Origin of the sequence: Desemzia sp. FAM 23988, assembly GCF_045528365.1 — a bacterium.
GTDB lineage: Bacteria > Bacillota > Bacilli > Lactobacillales > Carnobacteriaceae > Desemzia.
Genome location: NZ_JBGQQS010000004.1, coordinates 23,973 through 49,985 on the forward strand (window position 1 = coordinate 23,973; position 26,013 = coordinate 49,985).

Annotated in this window: 29 protein-coding genes; 3 read left to right on the plus strand and 26 right to left on the minus strand. The window is 38.2% G+C overall.

The window, feature by feature from the left end; genetic code table 11:
• Nucleotides 1–84 precede the first annotated feature (84 nt).
• The 4 genes from ACEN4L_RS03455 to hsdR form a co-directional block, all read right to left on the minus strand.
• The gene (locus ACEN4L_RS03455; protein WP_407095961.1) at nt 85–1,764 is read right to left on the minus strand and encodes a restriction endonuclease subunit S; all 1,680 of its coding nucleotides are present in this window, start codon (nt 1,762–1,764) and stop codon (nt 85–87) included.
• Between the two features lie 12 nt (nt 1,765–1,776).
• Nucleotides 1,777–3,225, minus strand: a complete 1,449-nt coding sequence (locus ACEN4L_RS03460) for an N-6 DNA methylase (RefSeq protein ID WP_407095962.1) — start codon at nt 3,223–3,225, stop codon at nt 1,777–1,779.
• Nucleotides 3,216–3,575, minus strand: a complete 360-nt coding sequence (locus ACEN4L_RS03465; RefSeq protein WP_407095963.1) for a hypothetical protein — start codon at nt 3,573–3,575, stop codon at nt 3,216–3,218. Before ACEN4L_RS03465 ends, ACEN4L_RS03460 begins: the two co-directional genes overlap by 10 nt.
• A gap of 81 nt (nt 3,576–3,656) precedes the next feature.
• Nucleotides 3,657–6,005 (minus strand): EcoAI/FtnUII family type I restriction enzme subunit R, encoded by a 2,349-nt coding sequence (hsdR, locus tag ACEN4L_RS03470; RefSeq protein WP_407095964.1) that lies wholly within the window; start codon nt 6,003–6,005, stop codon nt 3,657–3,659.
• Nucleotides 6,006–6,207: 202 nt separating this feature from the next.
• Between hsdR and ACEN4L_RS03475 the strand changes: the two genes are divergently transcribed.
• Entirely contained in the window at nt 6,208–7,116 is a 909-nt protein-coding gene (locus tag ACEN4L_RS03475; RefSeq protein ID WP_407095965.1) for a hypothetical protein, read from the plus strand.
• A gap of 109 nt (nt 7,117–7,225) precedes the next feature.
• Here ACEN4L_RS03475 and ACEN4L_RS03480 read toward each other — a convergent pair whose 3' ends face one another.
• From ACEN4L_RS03480 to ACEN4L_RS03495, 4 genes are all read right to left on the minus strand, one after another.
• Entirely contained in the window at nt 7,226–7,492 is a 267-nt protein-coding gene (locus tag ACEN4L_RS03480) for a helix-turn-helix transcriptional regulator (protein ID WP_407095966.1), read from the minus strand.
• Between the two features lie 677 nt (nt 7,493–8,169).
• Nucleotides 8,170–8,424: a hypothetical protein gene (locus tag ACEN4L_RS03485; protein ID WP_407095967.1), complete on the minus strand. Its 255-nt coding sequence runs from the start codon at nt 8,422–8,424 to the stop codon at nt 8,170–8,172.
• A gap of 17 nt (nt 8,425–8,441) precedes the next feature.
• Nucleotides 8,442–8,669: an AbrB/MazE/SpoVT family DNA-binding domain-containing protein gene (locus tag ACEN4L_RS03490; protein WP_407095968.1), complete on the minus strand. Its 228-nt coding sequence runs from the start codon at nt 8,667–8,669 to the stop codon at nt 8,442–8,444.
• Between the two features lie 253 nt (nt 8,670–8,922).
• Nucleotides 8,923–9,231 (minus strand): hypothetical protein, encoded by a 309-nt coding sequence (locus ACEN4L_RS03495; RefSeq protein ID WP_407095969.1) that lies wholly within the window; start codon nt 9,229–9,231, stop codon nt 8,923–8,925.
• A gap of 355 nt (nt 9,232–9,586) precedes the next feature.
• Here ACEN4L_RS03495 and ACEN4L_RS03500 point away from each other — a divergent pair, with 355 nt between their 5' ends.
• Nucleotides 9,587–10,759, plus strand: a complete 1,173-nt coding sequence (locus tag ACEN4L_RS03500) for a tyrosine-type recombinase/integrase (protein ID WP_407095970.1) — start codon at nt 9,587–9,589, stop codon at nt 10,757–10,759.
• Between the two features lie 87 nt (nt 10,760–10,846).
• On the opposite strand, the gene rpsI is transcribed toward ACEN4L_RS03500, so the two are convergent.
• A complete protein-coding gene (rpsI, locus tag ACEN4L_RS03505) occupies nt 10,847–11,239 on the minus strand; it encodes a 30S ribosomal protein S9 (protein WP_204212075.1) in 393 nt (130 codons plus the stop codon).
• Between the two features lie 13 nt (nt 11,240–11,252).
• Complete coding sequence (gene rplM / locus ACEN4L_RS03510; RefSeq protein WP_407095971.1) at nt 11,253–11,699, minus strand: 50S ribosomal protein L13; 447 nt, start codon at nt 11,697–11,699, stop codon at nt 11,253–11,255.
• A 288-nt stretch (nt 11,700–11,987) separates the two neighbouring features.
• Here rplM and ACEN4L_RS03515 point away from each other — a divergent pair, with 288 nt between their 5' ends.
• The gene (locus ACEN4L_RS03515; RefSeq protein ID WP_407095972.1) at nt 11,988–12,482 is read left to right on the plus strand and encodes a hypothetical protein; all 495 of its coding nucleotides are present in this window, start codon (nt 11,988–11,990) and stop codon (nt 12,480–12,482) included.
• On the opposite strand, the gene ACEN4L_RS03520 is transcribed toward ACEN4L_RS03515, so the two are convergent.
• The 16 genes from ACEN4L_RS03520 to rplO form a co-directional block, all read right to left on the minus strand.
• Complete coding sequence (locus ACEN4L_RS03520; protein WP_407095973.1) at nt 12,418–14,214, minus strand: oligopeptide ABC transporter substrate-binding protein; 1,797 nt, start codon at nt 14,212–14,214, stop codon at nt 12,418–12,420. The two genes, ACEN4L_RS03515 and ACEN4L_RS03520, sit on opposite strands and share 65 nt — an antisense overlap.
• 493 nt (nt 14,215–14,707) lie before the next feature.
• Nucleotides 14,708–15,775: an FUSC family protein gene (locus ACEN4L_RS03525; RefSeq protein ID WP_407095974.1), complete on the minus strand. Its 1,068-nt coding sequence runs from the start codon at nt 15,773–15,775 to the stop codon at nt 14,708–14,710.
• Nucleotides 15,776–16,022: 247 nt separating this feature from the next.
• Nucleotides 16,023–16,415, minus strand: coding sequence for a hypothetical protein (locus ACEN4L_RS03530; RefSeq protein WP_407095975.1), 393 nt, complete (start codon nt 16,413–16,415; stop codon nt 16,023–16,025).
• A gap of 83 nt (nt 16,416–16,498) precedes the next feature.
• Nucleotides 16,499–17,305 (minus strand): tRNA pseudouridine(38-40) synthase TruA, encoded by an 807-nt coding sequence (truA, locus tag ACEN4L_RS03535; protein WP_407095976.1) that lies wholly within the window; start codon nt 17,303–17,305, stop codon nt 16,499–16,501.
• A gap of 376 nt (nt 17,306–17,681) precedes the next feature.
• Nucleotides 17,682–18,479 carry an energy-coupling factor transporter transmembrane component T family protein gene (locus ACEN4L_RS03540; RefSeq protein ID WP_407095977.1) on the minus strand — a complete coding sequence of 266 codons (798 nt, stop codon included), beginning with the start codon at nt 18,477–18,479 and terminating at the stop codon, nt 17,682–17,684.
• Nucleotides 18,476–19,372: an energy-coupling factor ABC transporter ATP-binding protein gene (locus tag ACEN4L_RS03545; RefSeq protein ID WP_407096088.1), complete on the minus strand. Its 897-nt coding sequence runs from the start codon at nt 19,370–19,372 to the stop codon at nt 18,476–18,478. The genes ACEN4L_RS03540 and ACEN4L_RS03545 overlap by 4 nt, the downstream gene beginning before the upstream one ends.
• The gene (locus tag ACEN4L_RS03550) at nt 19,348–20,187 is read right to left on the minus strand and encodes an energy-coupling factor ABC transporter ATP-binding protein (protein ID WP_407095978.1); all 840 of its coding nucleotides are present in this window, start codon (nt 20,185–20,187) and stop codon (nt 19,348–19,350) included. Before ACEN4L_RS03550 ends, ACEN4L_RS03545 begins: the two co-directional genes overlap by 25 nt.
• Nucleotides 20,188–20,664: 477 nt before the next feature.
• Nucleotides 20,665–21,045, minus strand: coding sequence for a 50S ribosomal protein L17 (gene rplQ, locus ACEN4L_RS03555; RefSeq protein ID WP_407095979.1), 381 nt, complete (start codon nt 21,043–21,045; stop codon nt 20,665–20,667).
• A gap of 30 nt (nt 21,046–21,075) precedes the next feature.
• Nucleotides 21,076–22,020: a DNA-directed RNA polymerase subunit alpha gene (locus tag ACEN4L_RS03560; protein ID WP_204212082.1), complete on the minus strand. Its 945-nt coding sequence runs from the start codon at nt 22,018–22,020 to the stop codon at nt 21,076–21,078.
• Between the two features lie 76 nt (nt 22,021–22,096).
• The gene (rpsK, locus tag ACEN4L_RS03565; RefSeq protein ID WP_407095980.1) at nt 22,097–22,483 is read right to left on the minus strand and encodes a 30S ribosomal protein S11; all 387 of its coding nucleotides are present in this window, start codon (nt 22,481–22,483) and stop codon (nt 22,097–22,099) included.
• Between the two features lie 25 nt (nt 22,484–22,508).
• Nucleotides 22,509–22,874, minus strand: a complete 366-nt coding sequence (gene rpsM, locus ACEN4L_RS03570; RefSeq protein WP_407095981.1) for a 30S ribosomal protein S13 — start codon at nt 22,872–22,874, stop codon at nt 22,509–22,511.
• 24 nt (nt 22,875–22,898) lie between these two features.
• Nucleotides 22,899–23,012, minus strand: a complete 114-nt coding sequence (rpmJ, locus tag ACEN4L_RS03575; protein WP_034299928.1) for a 50S ribosomal protein L36 — start codon at nt 23,010–23,012, stop codon at nt 22,899–22,901.
• 34 nt (nt 23,013–23,046) lie between these two features.
• On the minus strand, nt 23,047–23,265 hold the full coding sequence (infA, locus tag ACEN4L_RS03580; protein ID WP_092480922.1) for a translation initiation factor IF-1: 219 nt from the start codon (nt 23,263–23,265) through the stop codon (nt 23,047–23,049).
• Between the two features lie 269 nt (nt 23,266–23,534).
• Complete coding sequence (locus tag ACEN4L_RS03585; protein ID WP_407095982.1) at nt 23,535–24,188, minus strand: adenylate kinase; 654 nt, start codon at nt 24,186–24,188, stop codon at nt 23,535–23,537.
• Between the two features lie 58 nt (nt 24,189–24,246).
• Complete coding sequence (gene secY, locus ACEN4L_RS03590) at nt 24,247–25,539, minus strand: preprotein translocase subunit SecY (protein ID WP_407095983.1); 1,293 nt, start codon at nt 25,537–25,539, stop codon at nt 24,247–24,249.
• A complete protein-coding gene (gene rplO / locus ACEN4L_RS03595; RefSeq protein ID WP_407095984.1) occupies nt 25,539–25,979 on the minus strand; it encodes a 50S ribosomal protein L15 in 441 nt (146 codons plus the stop codon). The genes secY and rplO overlap by 1 nt, the downstream gene beginning before the upstream one ends.
• Nucleotides 25,980–26,013 lie beyond the last annotated feature (34 nt).

The window sequence follows — 26,013 nt, forward strand, 5'->3', positions numbered from 1 at the left end:
GTTATTAGAAATTCTGTTCAACTTAATACGTTGATACAATAGAGTTGATTGATGTTTTAGATATCAATCAAACAAACTAATCATTCAAACACTTTGTAATTCCTTTGCAGCTCCTTGTATGGTTGCCATATTTTCAACCAATACTTCTTTTTTCCCCATTTCAATTTCCAGCTGGTCTATCAATACCATTAACGAGTTGATTTTTGCTACAATGCGAGGCTGTTCCTCTATAGGTGGAATAGGAATGGGCGCTTTTAATAAGTCATCCCGAGAAATACCTGGAATGATACTTTTTGCATTTTCTTGTAAAAGGTGTACATATGATTGTAAAAAGTAATGCACATAATTCATATCTACATAATAATCATTTCTCAAAGCCATAATTTGCCGAGCAATATGTGCTTCTTTTATATCTTGAAAAGCCATATCCCCAATAGTACCCTTTACAGTTATCAATAAATCTCCAGCTTGAGATATTACTTTTGGTTTTTCCGTCCATCTATTGATAATCAAATTACCCTTGCTAAAGTTACTTGCTCCAGTAAGATAAGGAACCCCTTTTTCCTGATTGTTGTATTCTGCCGGTTTAAGGTCTCTACCAGAGACCAAGGTTAAAACATTTCCAAGCATTTCCCATTCCCATTTATCTGGAATTATCCAAGGTATTTCAACTTCTTCAAGTTCAGACAACCTTTTTTCATTTTTGTTTTGCTTTTTTTTAAACAATTGTTCTTTCTCTTTTTGGATATGTGATAAGAAATGAATTGCTGGCTCATCATCGGGGGCTTGAGTGAGTAATTTCCCTTGTATTCCCAACTGGATAATCACATCACGCAATTCTTGCAAGGAATCAGGGGTGTGATAAATTTCAGAAAAATGGTTAATAACCCTTACCAGATTAGTTCTTAGCTCATCTTCATCTTTACATTTAGCTATTGCGGAAACAACGGCTTTCGGAATAGCTTTTTCCAAACTATTTTTTTTATCAAGTAATAATTCGAGTTGGTCGATTTCAGACATCAATGTATCAATTTTGCACACAATTTTTTCTTGTTCTTCTAAAGATGCAATAGGGAAAATGATGTCCTGTATGTTCCTAATAGAAAGTTTTGGTTGCGCCATCTGAGTTGTTTTTTCTTTCATCTGATTTTGCACAAATCCAGATTCTAAGAAATATTTTAGGAAAAATTTATTAATTTTGATAGGCATGATTTTATTTGCATTTTCGGTTAGGCTCATGTTGTGGACTTCCTCTGGTATTGTCCCTATATCACCAATAGTTCCAGCAACGGTAATATAAAGTTCTTCTTTACTTATAGTGTAATTCTTTATTTTTTCAAAGACTTCATCGTCAATGTATTTCAATCCTTTTAAATCGATAGTTCCTTTTTTCATGTCTGTTACACGCAAGTACACGTGTTCTGTCTTCTCTTCAAAATAATGATACCCTTTGGGGATTCTTTTTCCGCCTTTTATTACCGCAACATCGCCTAACCTTACCCATTCCCATTTTTTTGGAATTATAAATGGCATTTCTTTTCTTACTATATTACGGGATAACGTTTCTTTTTTTATTTTTTTATCCCTTATTAATTGTTCCTTTTCAAGTTGAATCATTTCAATTAATTCACTGGCTGGTTTATCCTCAGTGCGTTGTTCTACTAACTTTCCCTGAATTGCTAAATTCAGTACCTCATTTTTTAAAGCTCGGATATTTTTTTTCGTGCTAAATATTGTTTTAAAATGTTCTTGGTAAATATTCAAATTATTCACCTCCTATAAGAATTTTCCTAACTCTTCAAGTAGCGCATCTTGAAGTTTTGATATTTTTTTATTTACTTCATCATATTTTTCTAACAATTCCCCTGGGTTATATATTTTTTCTATGGGCTTATTTGGATTCTTCATGTCTAAATCATAATTTCTTTTGATAATATCTTCTTTACTTACTTTCCAACTATACTCTGACTCTTCCCTATTGTCCCACCATGTTCTTACGGTATCGAAATGATTGGAAAGTAAAGGTTTTGTTTTTGAAAAAGCTTTGTAACTATCTGGCAACGGCAATTCATAGTACCAAGTTTCTTTTGTTCCTGTTTGATTATTTTCAAAAAACAGGATATTTGTTGCAATGGTTGTATATGGTGCAAAAACGGAGCCTGGCAATCGTACAATTGTGTGCAGGTTATATTCATTGAATAACTTTTCTTTCAATCTTTGCTTCACGCCGTCCCCATACATGAATCCATCTGGCAAAATCACTCCACAACGTCCGTCCTTCTTTAAACGATACATTATTAAAGCCATGAACAAGTCAGCCGTTTCTGAGGTTTGGAATTCTTTTGGGAAATTCATTTGGATACTGCTATCCTCTGATTTAGAGCCAAACGGCGGATTCATCAAGATAACAGAAACTTTATCCTGTTCTCTATACTCCAGTACGTTTTCAGAAAACGAGTTTTTATGTTCCAGGTTAGGAGTATTAATTCCGTGCAACATTAAATTTGTCACGCCCAACAAAAAAGGAAGATGGAATTTTTCTGCTCCGAAAATACTTTCGTTAATGATTTTATAGTCTTCCACTGTCTTCGCTTGTTTTTCTAAAATTTTATAGGCACTGGTTAAGAAACCACCGGTTCCAGCGGCATAATCCGCAACTGTATCACCGATTTTAATATCTATCATCTCTGCAGTAAACTCAGTTAGTGCCCGTGGGGTAAAATATTGTCCATTGTTCCCAGCAGTTTGCAAGCCACGTAAAAGTTCCTCATATATGTCATTAAAGGCATGACGTTCCTCTATTTCATCAAAGTTCATTTGATTGATGAGATTCACCAATTGACGCAAGTAGGTCCCGTTTTTCATGTAGTTATTCGAGTCTTCAAAGATACTCTTCACAATGGCTTTTCTCTTCTCGATTGTTTCATCAATTTCAAGTGTTTTCAATGTTGGCAATAGTTGTAAATCGATAAAAGATAAGAGTGCATCGCCTGTTAGAACATTGCCATCTTTCTCGTCAACTGCCCAATTTCGCCACCGTAGCTCTTCTGGAATAATGGATTGGAAGTTATCTTCGTGGAGTTCCCATTCTTCTTCTTTATAATCGTATATATACAGGAACAAGAGCCAAACCAATTGTTCTAATATTAATACATCGTTGGTTCCTACACCTTTGTCCTTCCTCATGATATTTTGGATACTCTTGATAAAATTCCCTAAACCCATTTCCCTTTTCCTCCTTGTATCGTTATCTGCTTCTCATCATCAGAATAGATGATAGTCATCTCCAAAACATCTGATTCTTGAAACAGGCTTTTGAGCTCGCTAACCGGTTCATACATCCCTCTGTCAATTCGAAGCAATAATCTCTCTTCACTCATTTTAGATATCAGGTTATCGATACTTCCAACGGTAATCTGAATCTTTCCACTGATTTCACGCTTCAATGCAGCATTTACCACAATTTTTCCGTCTCTGCTCGTCACCTTCAATAATTCATGCAACAACGGTGCAGTACTTTTGGGAAAGCCTTTCACTTGCACATAATCTATCAGTAAAGCTAATCGTGTATCCATATCACTTCTCCTCATTCAAAAATAAGTATAATATCCATGTCATTTCATGAATATTATACCTATTTTTTGATGAGTATTCAATCAAGCATACAACATTTTTTCTAAATCTTTTACTGCTGCCATAAATTTCTTCTTATTTCCAAAAGCTCTTACTAATTTTATGGGCGTCCCTATTTCAGTGAAGGGTTGCAGCTCCAAAATTTTAGTATCATTAAAATCTACGATTTCTGCATCTGTATACTTATCCAGCAATGCTTGAAGAACCTTTTGGGCTACTTCAGAATACTGATAAAGATACCCTTGTTTTTTGACATTATTCGCACGTTCAGAACGAGTCAATGGTTTCTTATCATAAGCAATGTGTAAAATAAGGTCAAACGGGTCAAGGTCTACTCCAACTTCATCCTGCAACGCATCCAACAACACGCCTTCTTCTTTTAATTCTTCGATGATGGCTTGTTTTTTATTTTCTGAATTCCATCGCTTGATAAAAGTATCCATTGTTTCGTAATGCTCCAGAATGTGTTTCTTTGAATAATCACGAATTGATTCTGTAATGAGTTTCCCGTTTACATCCACATACTGAACTCGTTCATTCAAAATTGTAACCAGTACACCATTGATGTGGTACTTTTGTTGATGTTCTTCGAGTTCATCTTCTTCGCCATTCGGAATATCTGCACCTCCCAGCCCGTAAACTACTCCAGTGTCTTCACCCTCACTGGTCTCATCTTCTGAGTCTGGGGGGATAATTTCACCTGCATCAACAATTTTAATTTGTACTGGGTCTCCGTCAAACTCGGGGTCAGCAAACATACGGGAAACATTTCGGAAATCCATGAAGGTGAAATACATTTTCCCATCTTCTTCCCGAATACGCGTTCCACGTCCTAATATTTGTTTGAACATGATTTGGGACTGAATTTCCTTATCTACCACAATGAGTTTACACATCTTGGCATCCACACCTGTTGAGAGCAATTCGCTCGTCACGGCAATTGTGGGAAAGGGAGAATTCACAGCAATAAAGTTAGACAGTTGGGCTTTCCCTTCCTTATCGTCTCCAGTTATTTTCATAATGTAATTGGGGTGTTCTTTCACAATGTCCGCATTTTGCTGAATCAAGGCTAATCGCATCCGGTTTGCATGGTCAATATCTACGCAGAAAATGATGGTTTTCATAAATCGGTCATTTGTCTTCAAAAATTCCGTAATTCGTTTGGCGACTTCCTTCGTCCGTTCATCAATCACTAAGCTCCGGTCAAAGTCTTTCGTATTGTATTCTCTGTCCTCTACGATTTCACCGTTTATATCAGTCATTCCTTTTGTAGGACGATAACCCTCCAGGTCAACATTCATTCCTACTCGAAGAACCTTGTAAGGAGCCAAGAAGCCATCTCGTATTCCTTGTTTCAAACTATAAGTATAAATAGGTTCACCAAAATAATCGATGTTACTTACTTCTTTTGTTTCTTTTGGGGTAGCCGTCATCCCGATTTGAATCGCGGATTGGAAGTAGTCCAGAATTTGTCTCCATTGACTGTCTTCTTTTGCTGACCCTCTATGTGCTTCATCAATAATAATTAAATCAAAGAAGTCTGGTTGGAACTCTTCAAAGATTCTATCACCATTTTCTCCAACCAACTGTTGGTACAGTGCCATGTAAATTTCATAAGAACTATCTAAATGACGATTCTGTACTTTGGTAATGGCTCCTTCAAATGGTCGGAAGTCATTAATCATGGTTTGGTCAATAAGGATATTCCTGTCTGCCAAATACAGCACCCGTTTCACTTTCCCACTTTGCCACAACCTCCAGATAGTCTGAAATGCGGTATAGGTTTTTCCAGTTCCGGTGGCCATCAGCAACAACATCCGGTTCCTCCCTTGAGCAACAGCTTCCACGACACGGTTAACAGCTACCCGTTGGTAGTAACGTGGAGCATTGTACCCCGTCATATAGTAGAACGGTTCTGAAACGATTTGTTCTTTTTCAGGAGTGTCTATCCCTTTATACTTTTTATAACGTTGCCAAAGACGTTCTGGTGACGGAAATTCGTCCAAGCGAATCTCGGTTTCCATCCCAGTTGTGAAGTCGTGTTCGATGAATCCATCTCCATTCGAACTGTAGGCGAATGGAATGTCCAGCCTTTCCGCATAGTCCATCGCTTGCTGCATACCATCTCCTAAACGATGTTTATTATCTTTCGCTTCAACAATAGCAAGAGGAATGTTGGGTTTGTAAGATAAAAAGTAGTCCGCACGCTTTCTTTCTCCACGTGTCGTCACGTTTCCCCGAACGATAACCGTTCCGTCTGTAAAGGTGTATTCTGTCCTAATTTGTTTCATTTTGTCCCATCCTGCTTCTTCAAGAGCAGGCGTTATGTATCGTAAGCATATGTCTTGTTCCGATAAGTTCTTCTTATTCACATCAATTCTCCTTTCTGTCCCATTCTATATTTCTATTCTATCATTTATTCGAATATTAAGTTCAAAATTATTACTACATACATAATTAAAAATAGGCTAAATTGATTCTCAAGTGCTCGAACCATTCTCGAGCATTCATACGGAATTTTATTAACACCTCTTGTCTATATTAAGTTATCTAATAAAGCAAAGGGTGAATGGAATGTTAAATAAAGAAAATATTAAGCAACTGACCATACTGGACAAAGATTTTGTAAAGGTAATACCCACCTTGAACAATGTGGACATCCGATATACAAAATACCCAGAGAACAATGCAACACACAAAAAAGAACAAACATATGTGCAACCGATAGAAAAAGTAAAAAGAATCGACAAGGACACTTACCTTGACCCCACGGGGAACGAAAAAAAAGAATACATTCATAATACAGAACGAACACAAAATGAATCAACCTTTTATCGTACTCGTAGAGAATTGAATTGGCTGATATTGAATAACTTTTCTGGTGATAATCAGGAACTTTTTTTGACCCTTACTTATGCAAATCCTTTTCTGAATCCAGATGGATTATCGTCTGATTTTCGTAATTACATGAAGCGTATTAGTAATCAATTAAAAAGCAATTGTTCCTTTGACTACATCGTGGTTAGGGAACCACATTTGTCAGGTTCCTGGCACATGCATGTGTTGCTCCGTTGCAACAAAGAAATAACCGCTGACATTGAATCAGTTCTTATAAAGAAATGGAAGAATGGGACAGTACATACACAGACTATTATCCAAGTTAACAAATTAGCCGCATATCTTACTTCACATCTCACTCATCTTATTATTGACGAAGATGGAGAAGATTCCATCATGGTTGATTATTCAACTATGACAACAAAAAATATGATGAAGAATGCACGCCTTGGTCTATATCCCATGCAATTCAGAATCTACTCTTCTTCAAAGAATATCAAGAAACCACTCAAAAGATATATGACTCTTGCGGAATGCAAGCGTCTCTACCAAATATCTCATTTTAAGAATTATGATGCTTCCTTCAAATTATTCAATACGCACTTTGCGCTTATACAGAGACATATTCAACTCACAAAAAAGTAGAAATTGTTCTCTTAGGAACTTCTTGATTATATATACACAAGTTGTCCATCTAATCTACAAACAACAAATAAAAGCATGAGACCTTTAAAGTCCCATGCTCTTTTCATGCTTATATTTGAAATAATTTATTTTCTTTCACCCACTGGTCAATATCTACCTTGTCATATTTAATCGTCTTACCAAATTTAAGGTGCGGTGTAATTGGAAAAATATACTTTTCTGCAGTAGCATATGATATTCCAAGATACACACACGTTTCTTTTTTGTTCAAGTACTTCTTATTTTGAATAATGAGTTCATTATAGTACTTTTCAACTTGAGCAGAAATTACGTTTTCAATCCATTCAGGGACTTGTTCTTCCAAACCTTTTTCCATCCTATCACCTCCTTAAAGTAATTGTATGGAGTTCTATAGACTTTTATTCAAATCATATTGAATCTCATAGAATAATAGTGACCGTTATTTATGGAAGTATAACGCTTGAGTTCTTTTTCTATATAGTTAAAAGAAAACTATCAACACACCTACCTTCAAGTAAAATATAATTACTAAAACGGAAAAAGAGTACCTGTTCAATAACAGATACTCTTATGCTTTCTTTCGGACTATTTCCCCGAATTGCGATTCCTTCTTTAGATGAGCCGGTCTTCCGTTTCTTGATAAACCTCACATACCCTTACCTGGCGAAGCGTGAACTCTTGCTTTTCTTCATAGCGGGGTTTCTATAGAGGCGACCACCATCTGAGGCCCCACACATATTGACAGGAACAACTTCGTACACACCTTGCTTAATATCTATCCTCTCAACTTTGAACCAATAACAGCCGTTGTCTAAAATCAGCATGTAATCATCCTTTCTTTTACTAAGCTAATCACGTCAACGCAAGTAGCAAAATTTTTTTTTATCCATCACCAAATAAAAAAGAACCCATACTCGGTTCTCTCTTCACTATTCATCTTAATCAAGCAGCAAAGCCAATCAGTTATGCCATGTAAGACGGTCTATATCTTACAATTATCTATTCGTATCAAGGACCGTCGTATTGTTATAGTTAAACTTCATCCTCTTTCTTTTCATCTCTGACTGGTTCAGGGTCTGGATACCACTGGATTTCATTCCCCTCCTCATTCAGTTCGTAGAAGCCTTTCGAATGGTCCTCAACATCCAGCCACACACGGTTACCAACTTCCCCGATAGGGTACCCCCTCTTTATCTCCATTTTTTTGAGCCACTCATACTTATTCCTGCTTCGAGGCCTTTTCCGTTTCGTGTCCGGTCCAAATGACCTGTACGGTTTCTCTCTCATGTCCTTCCCTCCTTTCTTCATCTATCCTTCAATGCTCTAAACACTTCATCGTTCTCGTCGGTAATCTTCCGGACTAAATCCATGAAGTCTTTCATTTCGGATTGCCCTTTCTTAGCAACCAGCATGCTGTCTCCGTGCACGGAGAAGTTTAATATATCTCCTTCCTCCAATCCCAAATGCTCTACGATTCCGTCAGGAACTTCGACCATTAGGCTTTTTCCGATTCTTTTCAGTTTATTTGTCATCATCCACCGCTCCTCGTTTCTTTTCTACCTTTATTATACGACAGCTTCATTAAATCCTACACAAAAAAACACATCTGATGAGCCACCCTATGCTATATCCACCTTAACTTAATAGCAATACTATGCAGGTATACATCATGCGATGTACGCGTGCTTTGAGGGCGACTCTCTTCTCTGTAAAATTGTAGATATTAAAAAAGGCTGAATCACTCCATAGCGTCCCCTCTTTTTCTCCTTATTTAATTTCATGAAATTAAGATGCACGCTTTCTATTTCTCATTTTAATCATCTCGTCATGTATTTCAAACCATTCATCCACTCGTTTGGCATTAAATCGAATAGCTCCCGATATGTTCGTAGACGGAAAATTGGAATGTTCTTTCATAAATTTATCTAATGTTTTAAAGGAAACTCCTAAATACTTCGCACATTCTGTTTTATTCATCCACATTTTTTCAGCTTTTTTATGAGAAGTATTCTCCAATTGTTGAGTTAATTTCTCCGTAATTCGTTGTTCCATTTCTTTCAAATATGTATCCATCACTTTTCCAAAATCATTCATTGGGCATTTCTCCTTTTAGTTTTTCCTATTCTATTCATAGAGTTGGAAAAATATGCCCCAAATTTTAACTTAACCTGTTCGAGCCCTGTTCAAGCAAAAAGAAATTCTATAATATCACGATGACCTTTGCTTCTGTAACGATAAATATTTGATGTAGCATAGGTTATATAGTAATAGATGTTATATAATGTACTTTGAAAGGGGGAAATATTAGTAAAAATTCTACCGGTGGATGAACATAGAACTGTGGTCGAACATCGAAGTGTTATATTTTTGAATCCTTTTATCTATGATAAGCGAATTCAACCAAAAGGCGTGGTCAGAATTCCATTACATTAGAAAAGGGGTCATCATTATGACAAAGGTAAAAGAATACAAGGGAAAAAGAACAGGCAAAACAACATATTGGTTTTCTCATTATATCGGTATAAATCCTTCCACCGGAAAAAGAGAGTCCATCACAAAAAGAGGGTTCTCTTCTGAAGCTGAAGCCGAATTTGAACTGGCGAAATTAAGATTAGAACTATCAAAAGGAACATTTTCAAAAAAAGAAACAGCTACTTTTTTTGATGTATTTAATGAATGGAAAATTGGGTATCAAAACACAGTCCGTCCAATAACATTGGATAGGACTATGCAGCAATTCGACAAATATATTTTGCCGAAATTTGGAGATAAGTCAGTTGATTCCATTACATTAGGTTACTGCCAGCAAGTAGTCAATGAATGGAGCACCTACTATACAAATTTTAAAGTATTGAAATCATGTGTACAAAGAGTTCTTGACTATTCCGTACGATTAAAATATACATCAGACAACCCTATCCGATTTGTACAGATGCCTCGGAAAAAAGTGACCAAGGACCAACTATTAGACCAAGTTGACAAAAACTTCTATGATACCAACGAACTCCAATCTTTTTTTGGTACGTTAACCAAACATTTTGGGCTCAAAGAATTAGCCATATTTAGGGTTTTAGCTTTTTCCGGTTTAAGAAAGGGTGAGTTAATCGCTCTTAACTGGTCAGACATAGATTTTGAACGGAAGACATTGAGCGTAAAGCGAAATATATCTTACTTGGATGGAAAACAACAGTTGAGTGAAGTAAAAACAAAAAAATCCATCCGAACTATATCTCTCGATGGTAAAACGGTCTCTATCTTGAAAAGATGGAAAAATGCTCAAGCACAAGAGTTGTTGCAACTTGGTATAAATCAATTTCAAAAAACTCAGCCTGTTTTCAATCGCTTTTCCAATTATGCCTTTAATGAGCCTTTATACATGAAGTATCCTGATACTATTGTGGAGAAAGTTCTAAAGTTTAATCCCATGTTGCACAAAATTACAGTACACGGCTTTCGTCATACACATGCCTCTATATTAATTGAAAGTGGGGCGAGCATGAAAGAAATCCAAGAACGTTTGGGTCATTCTACTGTCCAAATCACCATGGACGTATACGGACATATGACTAAAAGAGCACTGGAAAACACCGCTGAGAAGTTTGCACAACAGGTCAATTTTTAGTCCATTCAGTCATGTTTTCAGTCACTACAAAAAAAAGACACCTTCCAAAAAATGGAAAGTGTCTTGAAACGTTGATATAGTAACGAATTAACGTTTTGAGAATTGAGAAGCTTTACGAGCTTTCTTAAGACCTGGTTTTTTACGTTCTTTCATACGAGGGTCACGTGTTAATAGACCAGCTGATTTTAATGGTGCACGGAAAGAAGGATCTACTTCTAACAATGCGCGAGCGATACCGTGACGAGCTGCTCCAGCTTGTCCAGCGTATCCACCACCATTAACGTTGATGATGATATCGTAGTTACCTGTAGTTTCAGTTACTTCTAAAGGTTGTTTTACAATAACATGTAAACTTTCGTATGGAAGATATTCAGCGATATCTTTTTTGTTGAACATGATTTTACCTGTACCTGGTACTAGGCGTACACGTGCAGTTGAGTTTTTACGACGTCCTGTTGCAGTATATTGTACTTGTGCCAATGAAATTCCCTCCTTAAATTAAGTCTGTAATGTCTAAAGTTTTTGGTTGTTGTGCTTGGTGGCTGTGTTCTGAGCCGCCGTAAACGTGTAATTTCATGCCTTGTTTACGTCCCAAAGTGTTTTTAGGAAGCATACCTTTTACAGACAATTCAACTAATTTACGAGAGTCTTTAGCACGTAATGCACCAGCAGAGATTTGTTTCAATCCACCTGGGTTACCATCGATGTTACGAGAGTAAATTTTGTCAGTTGCTTTTTTACCTGTTAATTTTACTTGATCTGCATTGATTACAATTACAAAGTCCCCTGTATCAACATGAGGAGTGTAAGTTGGTTTATTTTTTCCACGTAAGATAGATGCAACGACAGTAGATAAGCGACCTAATGGGATATCAGTAGCATCGATTACATACCAGTTACGTTCTACTTCGCTTGGTTTAGCCATATAAGTTGTACGCACGTTAATTTCCTCCATATTCTTCTGTTTGTTTGAATGCATAATAAGTTTCCGGGGCTCATCATGGGGCAAACAATACCATATAATATCTTAACTTTTTTCAAGTCAAATGTCAATGATTTGAAAGATAAAAAAGTGATTCTTTAAGTCTTTTTTTTGAACAACTTAGCCGTGTGAGTCTCCCCTCTTTTTTTCAACTCTAGAAGCTTCCGCTTCCTTCTTTCTTCAATCAAAAAAATGGAATTAGAAAAAATAATAGTATACGATAGACTCTAAAAGGAGGCGTGTATTTTGAAAAATCAGAAAAAAGTTTTCAGAATCGTGATGGCGTTTATGGGTGTTTTCGTCGGAGCCGGTTTCGCCTCAGGTCAAGAAATTATCCAATATTTTACTAGTTTTGGACTGTGGGGAATTGTTGGTGCTGTTGTAGCAACTGCTTTATTCGCTTTTGTTGGAATGATACTATTAGATCTCGGAAGTCATTATAATGCTGGATCTTATTTAGATGTTTTTGATAATATTGCGAACAAAGTCATCAGCCGAATCATTGATGTTTTTCTGCTGATGACACTATTTGGATTGGGGGTAATTATACAAGTTTTTAAAATTTTACGACAAAAGAATATCTTTAAAATAAAAGACGAAACATTTTGTTCGTTTTTTATTTTTTTATGTAAAAAAACAGGAACTGATCTGGTATCAGCTCCTGTTTTTATTATTTCTATTGAGCGGGTTCCACCGCCGTTAATTCTACTACTTCCCAACCGTTTGGATTGCCTCGAGTGATATCGTAGTTTTTCACACGATTATTCACCGCAATCAGCTCTGTAGGGTTTAGTAATGGCAATGCAGGGACTTCTTCCATGAAATAAGCTTGCCACTCGTGATAGGCATTAATTTGGTACTCATGGTCAAAGGCTTCTTGAGAAGAGATATTGTCCAGCAATTGAGTATTTTCTTCTGTTGCCCAACGTGGATAGTTGTAAATTTCTCTTGGTCCGTATAAACCACTTGGGTTAGGGTCAGAACCTGTACTCCAAGCTCCTTTGTACATATCAATAGCTTCATCGTCTACATGCACGCGGTTATAGAAATCTTGAAATTCCATCAATCGACCATCGACTAAATCGACATTCAAGCCGACCGCTTCCCATTGTTGGATGTAGTAGTCGGTAATCGGTTCTGCTTCCTCGCTACCAGACATTCCTGCGTAATTAATAACGAGTTCTTCGCCTACTGGAGTTTCTCTAAAGCCGTCATCATTGGTATCCACATAACCGGCTTCATCCAGTAGTTCCATCGCTTTCTCAGGATTGTACGAGTAGCCTGTCAATTCAGCATTATGGTATTCCTCATAAGCTGGTGCAATAGGTGAAGTGGCTCTCATTTGTAAGCCGTTGTAGAATTGTTCTCCGACGGCATCGTTGTCAATCGCATAAGCGATGGCTTGTCGCAATTCTTTATCAGCTAGTTTTGCATCCGGGTCAAGAACGTTGATGCCTTCTTCTTCATTCCATTTACCCATTTTAAAGCCTAAATAAGAATATTGAGTGTCCGGTTGCCCCAACAAAGCGATGTTTTCTAAATCTTTGTAGGCATCATACTCACCGGCTGGCATGCTGGCAATGTCGTATTCCCCATTTTCCATCGCAATGGAAATCGTAGAGGTTGGTACGGTTTCGGCCACTACTTCGGCAACTCCCGGTTCACCTTTCCAATAGTGCTCATTGACCACATAATGGACGGATTCGCCTGGAACGATGCTTTCAACTTTGAAAGGACCTGTTCCAACGGGATTTTCCCGAATTTCAGGAGCAGACGGCATATCCGCTACTTCGATGCCTTCCAAGTGATGTTTCGGCATCGGATACTCCCAGATTCCCCCACCAGACTGTAAGAGAGATGGCGTCGTTTTTAAGTACTCGATTTCAATGGTCAAATCGTCCACCACGGTAATGCCTGAAATCGTCTCTGCTTCTCCCTTGTTGTAAGCTTCCATTCCCGCAATGTTCAAATAAGCTTCTCCAAAGTTCGTTCCAGGATAGTCAGGGTGGCCTAGCACTGCATAAGGAAATACCAAATCCTCCGAAGTAATCGGTTCGCCGTCAGACCAATTGAGCTCTTCAGTCAACCGGATTGTTACTTGATTATTCGCTTCATCAAATTCATAAGTCGCATATCCGTCATTGCTCAAGCGGAAGCTTTCATCGATTGAAAACATGGGTTCCATATTGAAGCTGAGTAATTGAGCATCATACGCATTCGCTTTGAATTCAGGACTCATGATTCCTTGGAATGGCGTATCTGTGACTAAGGCATAGTTTAATACGCCTCCATCAATTGCTTCTTCCTCATTGGTCGTAGCTAATGGAAAAGCCGCTTCTGCAGATTCATTCGCAGAAGTTTCTGTCGTACTTTCAGAAGCGTCTTGGCTGGTAGCTTCATTTGTCCTACACGCTGTTAGTATCAACGTACTTGCAAATGTCAGCACCAGTAATTTTTTATTTAATAAATGCATAATTTCCTCCTAAATAACCACCTTCACTTTTTCAGCAATAGGGGTTTCTAGTTGAATTATGAACAGGCCCGTTCGATAACAACGTATTTATTGTAAGTCAATTATCCAATTCTCACAAAGGTATTTTGTAATTTTCCGAGATGAATCCTTAGAAGTTTCTTCCGTATGTTTTAAATTTGCTTACAGAAAGTTTGGTATATAAACGTTTAAGTGCAATTTTTTTCTATTTAATCCTTCAATTTCTGCCCTCCATAAAGACAACTTTGTTTTATTTATTGCTTTAAACGGAATCGGTATACAAAAAAATGACCTTTTAAAATAAAAACTATACCGATGATTACCATAATGATTGGATTAAAACAAAATTGGCCGGAATGAATCCGGTCAATTTCCGAAAACATTCCAGCCAAGCAACTGCTTAACTTATTTAATTGAACTACTCTAATTTTTAGAATTCATTACAGTTCACGCTCTGCACTATTTTTTAATACACTTATTGATTTTCATTTTCTTCTGATTTTTCAAGATCCAAGTCCCATTTTCGGTTATAAAATTTCAGAGTGGTTACCATCACCCAAGCAGCCGTGACACCTAAAATACAGCCAAGAACAATACCAATCAGCCGGTTGGAGATAGCTGAAGTGACTGTCAGTTTATTAGAGATCATAGTCGTCAGCAGGATAGCCATAGGGGTAGAAACAAATATTCCTAAAGCATAGTTAACACGCATACAATATTGCAGCGTCCCATAAAGAGCAACCACAATGAAAATTTGCATGAGTTGAGACATTGGGAAAGCAGTAATCATACTGGCAACGATCAAGCCTAGAACGGTTCCAGAAATCCGCTGGATGTTGCGGTTCATCATAGCTCGTATGTTTTTCACCTGTAAAATTCCTGCACAGGAGAAAATCATCCAAGAAGGTTTATCCAGTCCGATTCCCATACTTAAATAAACAGCAAAAAAGAGCGTGCCGGCGTAGAACAGGGCATCCATCAAGGCACCTGGATCTCGGTTAATTCTTTCTTTAAGATTCGATTTGTCTATTTGGTAGTCTGAACTATTCCTTTCTGTGAAGTGCACGACGACAGCTAGGATAATCCCTAAGGTAACGCCTAGTGACATGGCTCCCATAATTCCTACCATGGATTGAAAATTGGATTCGATTCCTACCCCAACAGCTGATAATAAGATGACAAAAAGGGCCCCTGGTTTTTGCATCCCATAAAGCCGAAAAAAGAGACGGCAAAGAAAAGCTAAGCTACCTATAACCATAGGAGCAGTCCATTGGAAATGCCAACACAGTAAGGAGACAAACATCACAAACAGCAGCAAAAGACCAACTAAAACCAGCCTCTTTAATAGCAGACGCAATGGCATCTGTTCATAGTAAAAAAAGACAAATAACCCTAGCGTCATCAATCCCCCTAAGGAAACTTTCCCAATAAAGTAGCCGAACAGCAAACAGAATGCCATTCCTGCCATAGGAGCAATAATCTGCGCCCAATCGTCTTTTTCCGGTCGGCGAAACGTTAATAATTCTTCTTTGATGTAGCGCATATACGCACTCACTTCCTTTCTAAACAGTCTACGTCTTTTATGAGGTACTGACAAGGTCTCAGTACTTCCTTTTATGAGCGAATCAAAAAAAGCTGACTGGTATGAATCCAGTTATTTACCGGATACTTACCAGCCAATCAGCGGCACAGACCATTTAATTAACCATTTGATGTTGATGAGTAAAAATATCTTTCTTTACCGATGCTGGAGGATGAAGAACGATTGCACTGCTCCACATTAGAGTAATTTACTCCATCCATTCTTCATCTATCATCAATTCATCGGATTTGAGATTCACTAACTTCAACCGATTATCCGATTTAATGTAGATACTTTTATACGCTTGTTCGCCGTCTTCCACAAAAATCATGACTCTGGTTCCTTGATTATCCGTCATCAAATAACTTTCTACAGTCTCCAGATCAATCTTTTCTTGAATGACAGTAAGTTCAGGATAGTCTGGTGATTGGATAGAGTCTGCAGAATCCAGTTCCTCTTCAGGTACTGGTGCCAAGTCTTCTTCCGCTGCTGGAGAACTTGACGCTACTTGAGAGGCTGTACTGTCCGTTGAACCAGTTTCTTCCTGCGTACTGCATCCGGCAAATAGAAATGCCGTTAAAATCAGTGCGATCCATTTCATCTTAAGAACTCCTTTAATCCGTTATAATGGACTTGATTTCCGTCCATTGAGCCTATTTTAGCAAAATAACGCTTCGTTTTCGACTATTTAACTTCTTCCTCTACAGCCTCAAAGATCGTTCCTTTAGTCGCTTCCTGCTTGTCATAAAAAGTCTCCATCATGTACAACCCATGAGCAGCAGCAGTAGGACCAGCTTGATTGCGGTCTTTGACTTCTAGAAGACGCTTGATATCATCAGCAGGGCGCAACCCGTCAGCAATTTGCAACAACGTGCCGATAAAGATTCGCACCATGTTGTACAAGAATCCATTGCCTCTAAAGGTAAAAATCAATTCGCCATTCAGCTCATCTTTTTCGACTTTCGCTTCATAAACGGTACGTACTTTATCTTCTTTGCCACTATTGCTGGCACAAAAACTCGTAAAATCATGCTCTCCGACAAGGTCGTTTAGAGCAACCTCTAAAGCTTCCATATCAATACGATAAGGGTGATGTAAGGCATATAAGCGTTTAAATGGACTCATGACCTGATTGATATCCACACGGTATTGATACTTCTTCCCTGCTGTCGAGTATTGAGCATGAAAGTCAGTGTCCACAATTTCCGCAGAATAAAAAGTCAGTTCATCTGTGGTTAGACTGTTTAAGGCTCGCAGCATATTTTTAGGCGGCAAATAAAACGGGTAATCAAAATGAATCACTTGTCCTTTAGCATGGACACCCGAGTCGGTACGTCCAGCGCTGCGCAGTCTGATCGTTTGTCCTTTAGTCATGATGTTCAAAGCTTTCTCAATGTCCCCTTGGACTGTACGACCATTTGGTTGTATTTGGAATCCTACAAATTGGCTTCCATCATATTGCAATAATACTTTGTAACGATAGCTTTCCATGTGCTGCCTCCTTGATATCTTTTAGTGACTCTTTTTTCTATATAAAAAGTACGCTATATATTGACTGATTTGATTTGCGTGCCCTTTTTAGATGTTTTAGCTTATAAAGGTCACGCAACAAGTATTTATGTGCCTTTTTCTAGGCGTTTTTATTTAAAAAGGAACACAAACTATTTTTGCGTTCCTTTTTCCAGATTTTAAGGCTTATTTAGTAACGTAAAAACGTCAAGCTCTTTAAGCAGAGCAAGATTTGTCTGTGCTGTCTCTCTGCACTAAAGACTAAAGACGCTTTACTCATTAAAAAAGACGCCTCATACAACAAACAGCGTTGGAAGCGTCTCATGAGTCGGGCAATTTTTGTTGCGGTCACTACTTATTAATTTCTTAAAAAGACTAAAGCAGCGGTCAACACTGCAAAAGTGAGCATCACTAGAGTATCTGAAGCACTCCAGTCCAACTTACGGAATTTCGTACGACCTTCGCCGCCGCTGTATCCTCTGGCTTCCATAGCAGTTGCTAAATCCTCAGCACGATTGAATGAGCTTACGAATAAAGGAATCAGCAGCGGAACGATGGATTTCATTTGCTGGAAGACATTTCCTTCCCCAAAATCTACCCCTCTAGCTCGTTGGGCGTTCATGATCTTCTCCGTTTCATCCATCAACGTAGGAACGAAACGAAGCGCTATAGAGAGCATCAAAGCAATCTCATACACTGGAACCTTCAAAGCGGTCAGCGGACGCATCAGGTACTCTAAAGCGTCTGTTAAGGACAGTGGCATTGTAGTCAGTGTTAACAGTGTCGACATGAAGATGATCAACACGAAACGACAGAAAATAAAGACCCCGTTCAGCAATCCTTGAGAAGTCAGCATCAAAATCCACCACTGGAAGTAAACTTCTCCCCCTCCAGTGAAGAACACCTGTAAAATCACGGTAAACAGGATCAGCCAAATCATGGGTTTGATCCCATTGATAAAGAAGCTGAATTTGATTTTCGATAATAAGACAGCGGTCAATACAAAAATGAATAAGAGCAAATACGTTTGCCAATTGTTAGCCAAAAAGATCACGAAAATAAACAGGATCGTGCTGATCAGTTTCGCTCTAGGATCCAATCGGTGTATCCAGGAATTTCCGGGAATGTAACGTCCAAAAATCAATTTCTCCATCATTTGGCATCACCGCCTTCGAATGCATCAACGGCTAACTGGGCGGCTAATTGGGCTACTAATTGATCTGCCAATTCATCTGTAGTCAACGGTATTTCCTCTAACTTCAGCCCCAGACGCTCTTCTAAACGACTTGCAAAAGATACAGTTGCCGGAACATCCAATTGTTTGCTTTCCAACCATGCTTCATTTTGAAAGATCTCACGAGGAGGACCTTCTTTCACAACGGTACCTTGTTCTAAAATGATGACGTGATTGGCGTAATTGGCTACATCTTCCATTTGGTGAGTCACTAAGACAATAGTCATACCTTGTTCTTGATACAGTCGATAGAACATGTCCATCATTTCTTTGCGCCCTTTTGGATCTAATCCAGCAGTCGGCTCGTCCAACACCAATACTTCCGGTTCCATTGCCAACACACCAGCTATCGCTACACGGCGCATTTGTCCGCCTGACAAGTCGAATGGTGAACGTTCCATGTAAGTCTCATCCAATCCCACTAACGGCAGCATACGCTTAGCAATTTCGATACCTTCTTCTTCAGTAGCACCAAAGTTTTTTGGTCCAAAAGCAATATCTTTGGCAATCGTTTCTTCAAACAATTGCGATTCAGGAAATTGAAAGACGATTCCAACCTTTTTACGGATGCTTTTGAGATTTTTATTATTGGTCGTTGAGATGATTTCACGGTCTCCAATAACGACTTTACCTTCAGTCGGTTTGTTCAATGCGTTCAAATGACGCAATATCGTGGATTTTCCGCTTCCAGTATGTCCAACGAGAGCAGTATAACTGCCATCTTTAATAGCAAAATCAATATCATATAACGCTCGGCTTTCGAATGGTGTGCCTTTTTGGTATGTGTACCCTACTTTTTCGAAAGTAATGTCCATAACCATTCCACCATCCCTTCTTCTGTTAAGTATGTTTCGGGAACTTTTAAGCCTCTTTCTTCCAAAGCCACTTTCAATTTCTCCGGAAATGGCAAATCCAATCCCATATCGATCAATTGGTCTCCGTTAGAAAAGATTTCTTGCGGAGTGCCTTCTCTCACTAATTTTCCTTCTTGCATCACTAAGATACGGTTCGCATTGGCTGCTTCGTCAATATCATGCGTGATGGAGATAACGGTCAAATTTTCTTTTTCTTTGATCTGTTGTACAGTTTCAATCACTTCTTGACGTCCTTGAGGGTCCAGCATACTTGTAGCTTCATCTAAAATAATAATTTTAGGCGCTATTGCCACCACACCTGCAATAGCTACGCGCTGCTTTTGTCCTCCAGATAGACGCGCCGGTTCTCGCTCTTTAAAGTCCAGCATCTTAACTTGCCCTAGAGCCGATTCGACTCTTTGCAGCATTTCGTCTCTTGGAACAGCTTGATTTTCTAAACCAAAGGCCACATCATCTTGCACTGTTGATCCTACAAATTGATTGTCCGGATTTTGAAAAACCATGCCCACTTTTTCACGGATTCCCCAAATATTTTCTTCTGATAACGCTAATTGATCCACAAAAACTTCTCCACTGTCTGGAGCAATCAAGCCATTGATCGTTTTTGCCAGCGTAGATTTTCCTGATCCATTTGGTCCAATGATCGCGATCCATTCGCCTTCTTCGATTTCTAAAGATACTCCGTTCAGAGCAGGTCGCAGATCCGTTTCATTGTATTGGTATATTAAATTATTTAGTGTAATGATTTTATTCATGGCTAACTCCCCAAGTCTTCTATTAGGATTACAACGTCATCACGGATCACGTTGTTAGGCAGATAATGTTGCTCAGACCTTTCACTCGTCATCAGTCTTGACACCTGTCATGGTCCATTACGTAATTATTATACACTATTCTACTATACAGACCATCTTGTTTTTCAGAAAATTTAGTGTACCTGTACTTGCTTCTTTTTACTTTAAAGTAACTGAAAAAAGGAGTGATTCCAGTTTTCAGCTGCTTTAAAATAAAAAAAATCACTTTAATTGATGAATGTACCTCTCTTAGAGAACAGATTCTCTAAGAGAAGTTTAGAGCTAGACTCGAAAGATATTGCTATCTATTCATCATCATAACACTCCGATCATACATCTAAAAAAGTGAACGTCATTTTGTTTCCTTATTATTCAACCAGTTGTCTCAACAGAATTGTTGCAACAACTGGCTGAAATATGAAGTGCTGGTTGAATGAATTATACTAATTCAATAACGACCATTGGTGCACCATCACCGCGACGGTTTTCAGTTTTCAAAATACGAGTGTATCCACCTTGACGTTCAGCATAACGTGGTGCAATGTCCCCGAATAATTTTTGTAAAGCTGATTCAACGATGATTGCATCTTCTTCTTCTTTAACTGTTGCAACTTCGTTACGAACGAATGCAGCAGCACGACGACGAGCAGCTAAATCGCCTTTTTTACCTAAAGTAATCATTTTTTCTGTTGTTTTGCGAACTTCTTTAGCGCGAGCTTCAGTAGTCACAATACGTTCGTTAATGATTAGATCAGAAGTTAAATCACGCAACATAGCTTTACGTTGAGAGCTTGTACGTCCTAATTTACGGTAACCCATTGTATATTATCCTCCCTTGATACAGTACTACTAGTCTTCGTGGCGCAATCCCAATTCAAGTTCATTCAGTTTGAATTTAACTTCTTCAAGTGATTTACGTCCAAGATTACGTACCTTAATCATTTCAGCTTCTGATTTGTCAGTCAACTCTTGTACAGTGTTGATTCCAGCACGTTTCAAACAGTTGTATGAACGTACAGACAAATCAAGTTCTTCTATTGTCATTTCAAGTTTTTTCTCTTTTTGAGTCTCTTCTTTTTCCACCATGATTTCCACTTTACGTGTTTCATCTGTTAGATTTACGAAGATATTCAAGTGTTCGGTTAGAATTCGAGCGGCTAAACTAACTGCCTCTTCAGGGCTAATTGAACCGTCTGTCCATACATCAAGTGTTAACTTGTCAAAAGCGTCTTTTTGACCCACTCGAGTGTTTTCAACTTGATAGTTCACACGACTAACTGGGGTGTAGATTGAATCGACTGGCAATACACCGATAGGCATATCGTCTTTTTTATTGTGTTCAGCTCTTGCGTAACCTCTACCTTTTCTAGCTGTCATACGAACATGGAAGTGTCCGCCTTCAGCTACAGTACAGATATACAAGTCAGGGTTCAAGATTTCAACATCACTATCAAAAATGATGTCTGCTGCTGTAACCACTGCAGGGCCTTTCACATCGATTTCAATTGTCTTGTCCTCTTCAGAGTATAATTTGAGTGCCAACTTTTTAATATTTAAGATGATTGCTGTAACATCCTCAACAACACCGTCAATAGTAGAAAATTCATGTAAAACACTGTCAATTTGAATATTTGTTACAGCTGCTCCCGGAAGAGAAGACAATAAAATACGACGTAGGGAATTACCCAACGTTGTTCCATATCCACGTTCAAGTGGCTCTACAACGAATTTACCAAACTTGGCATCATCGCTGATCTCAATCGTTTCAATTCTTGGCTTTTCAATTTCGATCATTCTGCTATTTACCCCTTTCAAAACGTTAAGTTCATGTTATCGAGTGCAAACCTACAAAAAATGAAGCAGCTCTCAATTAAACACGACGGCGTTTTGGAGGGCGGCATCCATTATGAGGAATTGGAGTTACGTCACGAATTGCTGTAACTTCTAAACCTGTTGCTTGCAAAGAACGAATTGCTGCTTCACGACCTGAACCAGGACCTTTAACTGCAACTTCGACTGTTTTCATTCCATTTTCCATACTTACTTTAGCTGCTGCTTCAGCTGCTAATTGAGCTGCAAATGGAGTTGATTTTTTTGATCCGCGGAAACCTAGTGATCCAGCTGATGACCATGAAATTGCGTTACCATGAGTATCAGTAATCATTACAATAGTGTTGTTAAATGTAGAACGGATATGAGCTACTCCGCTCTCGATATTTTTTTTCACACGACGTTTGCGTTGAACTTTTCTTGCCATTAAGGTTTACCTCCTTACTTCTAAATTATTTTTTCTTACCTGCAATTGCCTTAGCTGGGCCTTTACGAGTACGTGCATTATTTTTCGTGTTTTGTCCACGAACTGGTAATCCACGACGGTGACGCATGCCTCGGTATGAACCAATATCAATCAAACGTTTGATATTTTGGCTTACTTCACGACGTAAATCTCCTTCAACTTTCAATTTATCCACTTCCACACGGATAGCGTCTAATTGATCATTGCTAAGATCACGAACACGAATATCTTCTGATACATCAGCTGCTTTTAAAACCTCGCTAGCTGTATTTTTACCGATTCCATATATATAAGTTAGAGAAATTACTACACGTTTGTCACGTGGAATATCTACACCTGCAATACGAGCCATTACAATTACACCTCCTAATTTTTATTATCCTTGACGTTGTTTATGTTTTGGATTTTCACAAATAACCATTACCCGACCATTACGACGGATAACTTTACATTTATCACACATTTTTTTAACTGATGGTCTTACTTTCATGAACTAACCCTCCTATTTTAGTGACGGAGTGCAATTATTTAAAGCGGTAAGTTATACGTCCACGTGATAAATCATATGGAGATAACTCAACTGTAACTTTATCCCCTGGTAAAATTCGAATGTAATTCATGCGAATTTTTCCGGAAACATGCGCCAATACTATATGGCCATTTTCAAGTTCAACTTTAAAACTTGCATTTGGCAAAGTTTCAACGACTGTACCTTCAATTTCTATGACATCGTCTTTCGCCACGCCTAGTACCTCCCTTAATTTTTTCGCTTCTATTACGCGATAAACAGTGAGCGCATTACAAGCCCTCACCTGTTTTCATCTTAACTTATAGATTATAACACAACAAAAAAGCATTTTAAAGTCAATACTTTTAATATTATAGCATAATCCCTTTTCTTCTACAAGGTTTTGAAAAACGAACAAATCAATTTCTGTGAACAATTGTGAAGATTCTTCTTTTTTAAAGAACGAAAAAAGCAAGATGGTTTTTTTTGTTTTATATGAAGAGATTATTTGGTTTTATCAATAACTTCTTTGATTGAGTTAAATACATCTTTAACATCATCTTCACCGTTTACGGTATACAAAACATCGCGCTCTTTATAGAAGTTTAAAAGAGGTTCTGTTAATTCAACGTTTACGTTTATACGATTCTCGACTGTTTCAGGTTTGTCGTCTTCTCTTTGATAGAACTCATGTCCTCCGCAACGATCACACGTACCTTCAACTTTTGTCGGTTTATTCAGTTTGTGGTAAGTAGCTCCACAATTGCTGCATATAAAACGACCAGTAAGTCTTTGCATTAAAATGTCTTTGTTCACTTCAATGTAAAAAACAGCATCGATTGGTTTATTTAAGCCTTTTGTAATTTCTTCCAACGCTTCCGCTTGATTCAAAGTTCGAGGGAAACCATCTAAAAGAAATCCGTTGTCCGTATCGGATTCAGCCAAACGTTCTTTGACAATTCCATTAGTCACTTCATCAGGAACTAAGTTACCAGAATCCATAAAGGATTTTGCTTTGATTCCTAATTCGGTTTGTTTTTCAACTGCAGCCCGGAACATATCTCCCGTTGAAATATGAGGTATTTGATAAGCATCTACAATTTGTTCTGCTTGCGTTCCTTTTCCTGCACCAGGAAGCCCCATTAAAATGAGATTCATCATTTTTCCTCCTTAAATGTAAGAATCAGTGCTGAGGAAATTCCTCAACACAGTCTTCTTATTGGATAAAGCCTCGATAACTTCTTTTAACAGTTTGTCCTTCCAGCTGTCTCATTGAGTCTAAAGCTACACCGACAACAATCAGTAAGCTTGTTCCTCCAAGAGCAACGGATGAAGGTAAATTCCACAAATTAGAAGCAAGAATCGGTATTAAAGAAATAATACCTAAATATAGTGCTCCTAATGTACTTAGACGGGCAAGAACTTTCGATAAATAATCTTGAGTAGGTTGTCCGGGGCGTACACTTGCGATATAACCACCCTGTTTTTGCAAGTTCTCAGAAACTATTTCCGGATTCACTTGGATGAAAGCATAGAAGAACGTAAAGACAACGATCAATAACGTGTACAATACAGCTCCTATTGGTTCTTCCAAATTGAAAACTTGATTAAGCACTTGATACCATGTTTCATTCGCTGAATTTTGACTAAAGAAACCTAAAATGGTTTGAGGAGTCATAATAAAGGAACTCGCAAAAATAACCGGAATAACTCCAGCTGAATTTACTTTTAATGGAATGTGAGCACTTTGATCATTTGACGAAACACGTTTCGAATACTGAACAGGAATTTTGCGTCTAGCATTTTCCATATACACAACTAAGATCACAATCAGGATGAACCCGATAGCAATAGCAATTGAGAACAGAATAGCTTTGGTCATTTCGTCTCCAGCATTTCTGATTTGAGTATTGTAAAAATTGTAAAGGTCTGAAGGAACACGGGCAATGATACCTGAGAAGATGATCATTGAAGTGCCGTTCCCAAAACCATTAACAGTTATGAGCTCAGCTAACCATAAAACCATCATTGTTCCTGCAGTAAGAATAAGTGCAATGGAAAGATATGTTGCAACGGTTGGATTATTAACCAGTCCCAAGTTTGTTAGGGCATTGAACCCATAAGATATCCCCACGGCTTGAACAAACGCTAAACCGATTGTCAAGTAACGAGTCACTTGATTCAATTTACGTCGTCCAACCTCACCTTGATCAGCCCATTCTGCAAATTTTGGAATAATATCCATTTGCAGTAATTGGACAACGATCGAAGCGGTGATATACGGAGAAACACCAAGCGCAAATATAGAATAGCTGCTAAGTGCTCCACCACCAAAGGTATTCAATAAGCTAAATAGTCCAGACGAAGATAAATCTCCCAATGCATTTGCATTAACGCCAGGAACCGTAATATGGGTTCCTAAACGAAAGAGAATCAAGATTCCTAGAGTGAAGAGTATTCTTCCTCTGATGTCCTTATCTTTAAATGCATCTTTTAGGACCTTTAACATTAAATCACCTCAACTGAACCGCCAGCAGCTTCAATTGCTTCTTTAGCTGCTTGGGAGAATTTATTTGCTTTAACAGTCAATTTACGTTCAATTGATCCGTTACCTAGCACTTTAATTCCAGATTTTTCGTCTTTGATGACTCCTGTTTCAACTAGTAATGCAGGGGTTACTTCTGTTCCATCTTCAAAACGGTTTAAAGTTTCAAGATTTACAACAGCGTATTCCTTGCGGTTGATGTTCGTGAAACCACGTTTTGGTAAAGTACGGAATAAAGGTGTTTGTCCACCTTCGAATCCTAAACGTACGCCACCACCTGAACGTGATTTTTGACCTTTTTGTCCACGACCTGATGTTTTACCGTTACCAGAAGAAGTTCCGCGTCCTACACGGTTACGAACTTTACGAGAACCTTCTGCAGGTTTTAATTCATGAAGTTTCATTGTTTGGGCACCTCCTTCAATTTGAATCTTACAA

Excerpts from the sequence above, each read along its gene's own strand:
- ACEN4L_RS03475 (WP_407095965.1), top strand. The coding sequence starts at position 6,208 with ATGTTAAATAAAGAAAATATTAAGCAACTGACCATACTGGACAAAGAT.
- ACEN4L_RS03500 (WP_407095970.1), top strand. The coding sequence starts at position 9,587 with ATGACAAAGGTAAAAGAATACAAGGGAAAAAGAACAGGCAAAACAACA.
- ACEN4L_RS03545 (WP_407096088.1), bottom strand. The coding sequence starts at position 19,372 with ATGGACATTACTTTCGAAAAAGTAGGGTACACATACCAAAAAGGCACA.
- ACEN4L_RS03585 (WP_407095982.1), bottom strand. The coding sequence starts at position 24,188 with ATGAATCTCATTTTAATGGGGCTTCCTGGTGCAGGAAAAGGAACGCAA.
- ACEN4L_RS03485 (WP_407095967.1), bottom strand. The coding sequence starts at position 8,424 with ATGAGAGAGAAACCGTACAGGTCATTTGGACCGGACACGAAACGGAAA.
- rplQ (WP_407095979.1), bottom strand. The coding sequence starts at position 21,045 with ATGGGTTACCGTAAATTAGGACGTACAAGCTCTCAACGTAAAGCTATG.
- ACEN4L_RS03480 (WP_407095966.1), bottom strand. The coding sequence starts at position 7,492 with ATGGAAAAAGGTTTGGAAGAACAAGTCCCTGAATGGATTGAAAACGTA.
- ACEN4L_RS03490 (WP_407095968.1), bottom strand. The coding sequence starts at position 8,669 with ATGACAAATAAACTGAAAAGAATCGGAAAAAGCCTAATGGTCGAAGTT.
- ACEN4L_RS03540 (WP_407095977.1), bottom strand. The coding sequence starts at position 18,479 with ATGATGGAGAAATTGATTTTTGGACGTTACATTCCCGGAAATTCCTGG.
- ACEN4L_RS03530 (WP_407095975.1), bottom strand. The coding sequence starts at position 16,415 with ATGAAATGGATCGCACTGATTTTAACGGCATTTCTATTTGCCGGATGC.
- rpsM (WP_407095981.1), bottom strand. The coding sequence starts at position 22,874 with ATGGCTCGTATTGCAGGTGTAGATATTCCACGTGACAAACGTGTAGTA.
- ACEN4L_RS03495 (WP_407095969.1), bottom strand. The coding sequence starts at position 9,231 with ATGAATGATTTTGGAAAAGTGATGGATACATATTTGAAAGAAATGGAA.
- ACEN4L_RS03465 (WP_407095963.1), bottom strand. The coding sequence starts at position 3,575 with ATGGATACACGATTAGCTTTACTGATAGATTATGTGCAAGTGAAAGGC.
- ACEN4L_RS03550 (WP_407095978.1), bottom strand. The coding sequence starts at position 20,187 with ATGAATAAAATCATTACACTAAATAATTTAATATACCAATACAATGAA.
- rpmJ (WP_034299928.1), bottom strand. The coding sequence starts at position 23,012 with ATGAAAGTAAGACCATCAGTTAAAAAAATGTGTGATAAATGTAAAGTT.
- ACEN4L_RS03560 (WP_204212082.1), bottom strand. The coding sequence starts at position 22,020 with ATGATCGAAATTGAAAAGCCAAGAATTGAAACGATTGAGATCAGCGAT.
- rpsK (WP_407095980.1), bottom strand. The coding sequence starts at position 22,483 with ATGGCAAGAAAAGTTCAACGCAAACGTCGTGTGAAAAAAAATATCGAG.
- truA (WP_407095976.1), bottom strand. The coding sequence starts at position 17,305 with ATGGAAAGCTATCGTTACAAAGTATTATTGCAATATGATGGAAGCCAA.
- rplO (WP_407095984.1), bottom strand. The coding sequence starts at position 25,979 with ATGAAACTTCATGAATTAAAACCTGCAGAAGGTTCTCGTAAAGTTCGT.
- ACEN4L_RS03525 (WP_407095974.1), bottom strand. The coding sequence starts at position 15,775 with ATGCGCTACATCAAAGAAGAATTATTAACGTTTCGCCGACCGGAAAAA.
- secY (WP_407095983.1), bottom strand. The coding sequence starts at position 25,539 with ATGTTAAAGGTCCTAAAAGATGCATTTAAAGATAAGGACATCAGAGGA.
- ACEN4L_RS03460 (WP_407095962.1), bottom strand. The coding sequence starts at position 3,225 with ATGGGTTTAGGGAATTTTATCAAGAGTATCCAAAATATCATGAGGAAG.
- ACEN4L_RS03520 (WP_407095973.1), bottom strand. The coding sequence starts at position 14,214 with ATGCATTTATTAAATAAAAAATTACTGGTGCTGACATTTGCAAGTACG.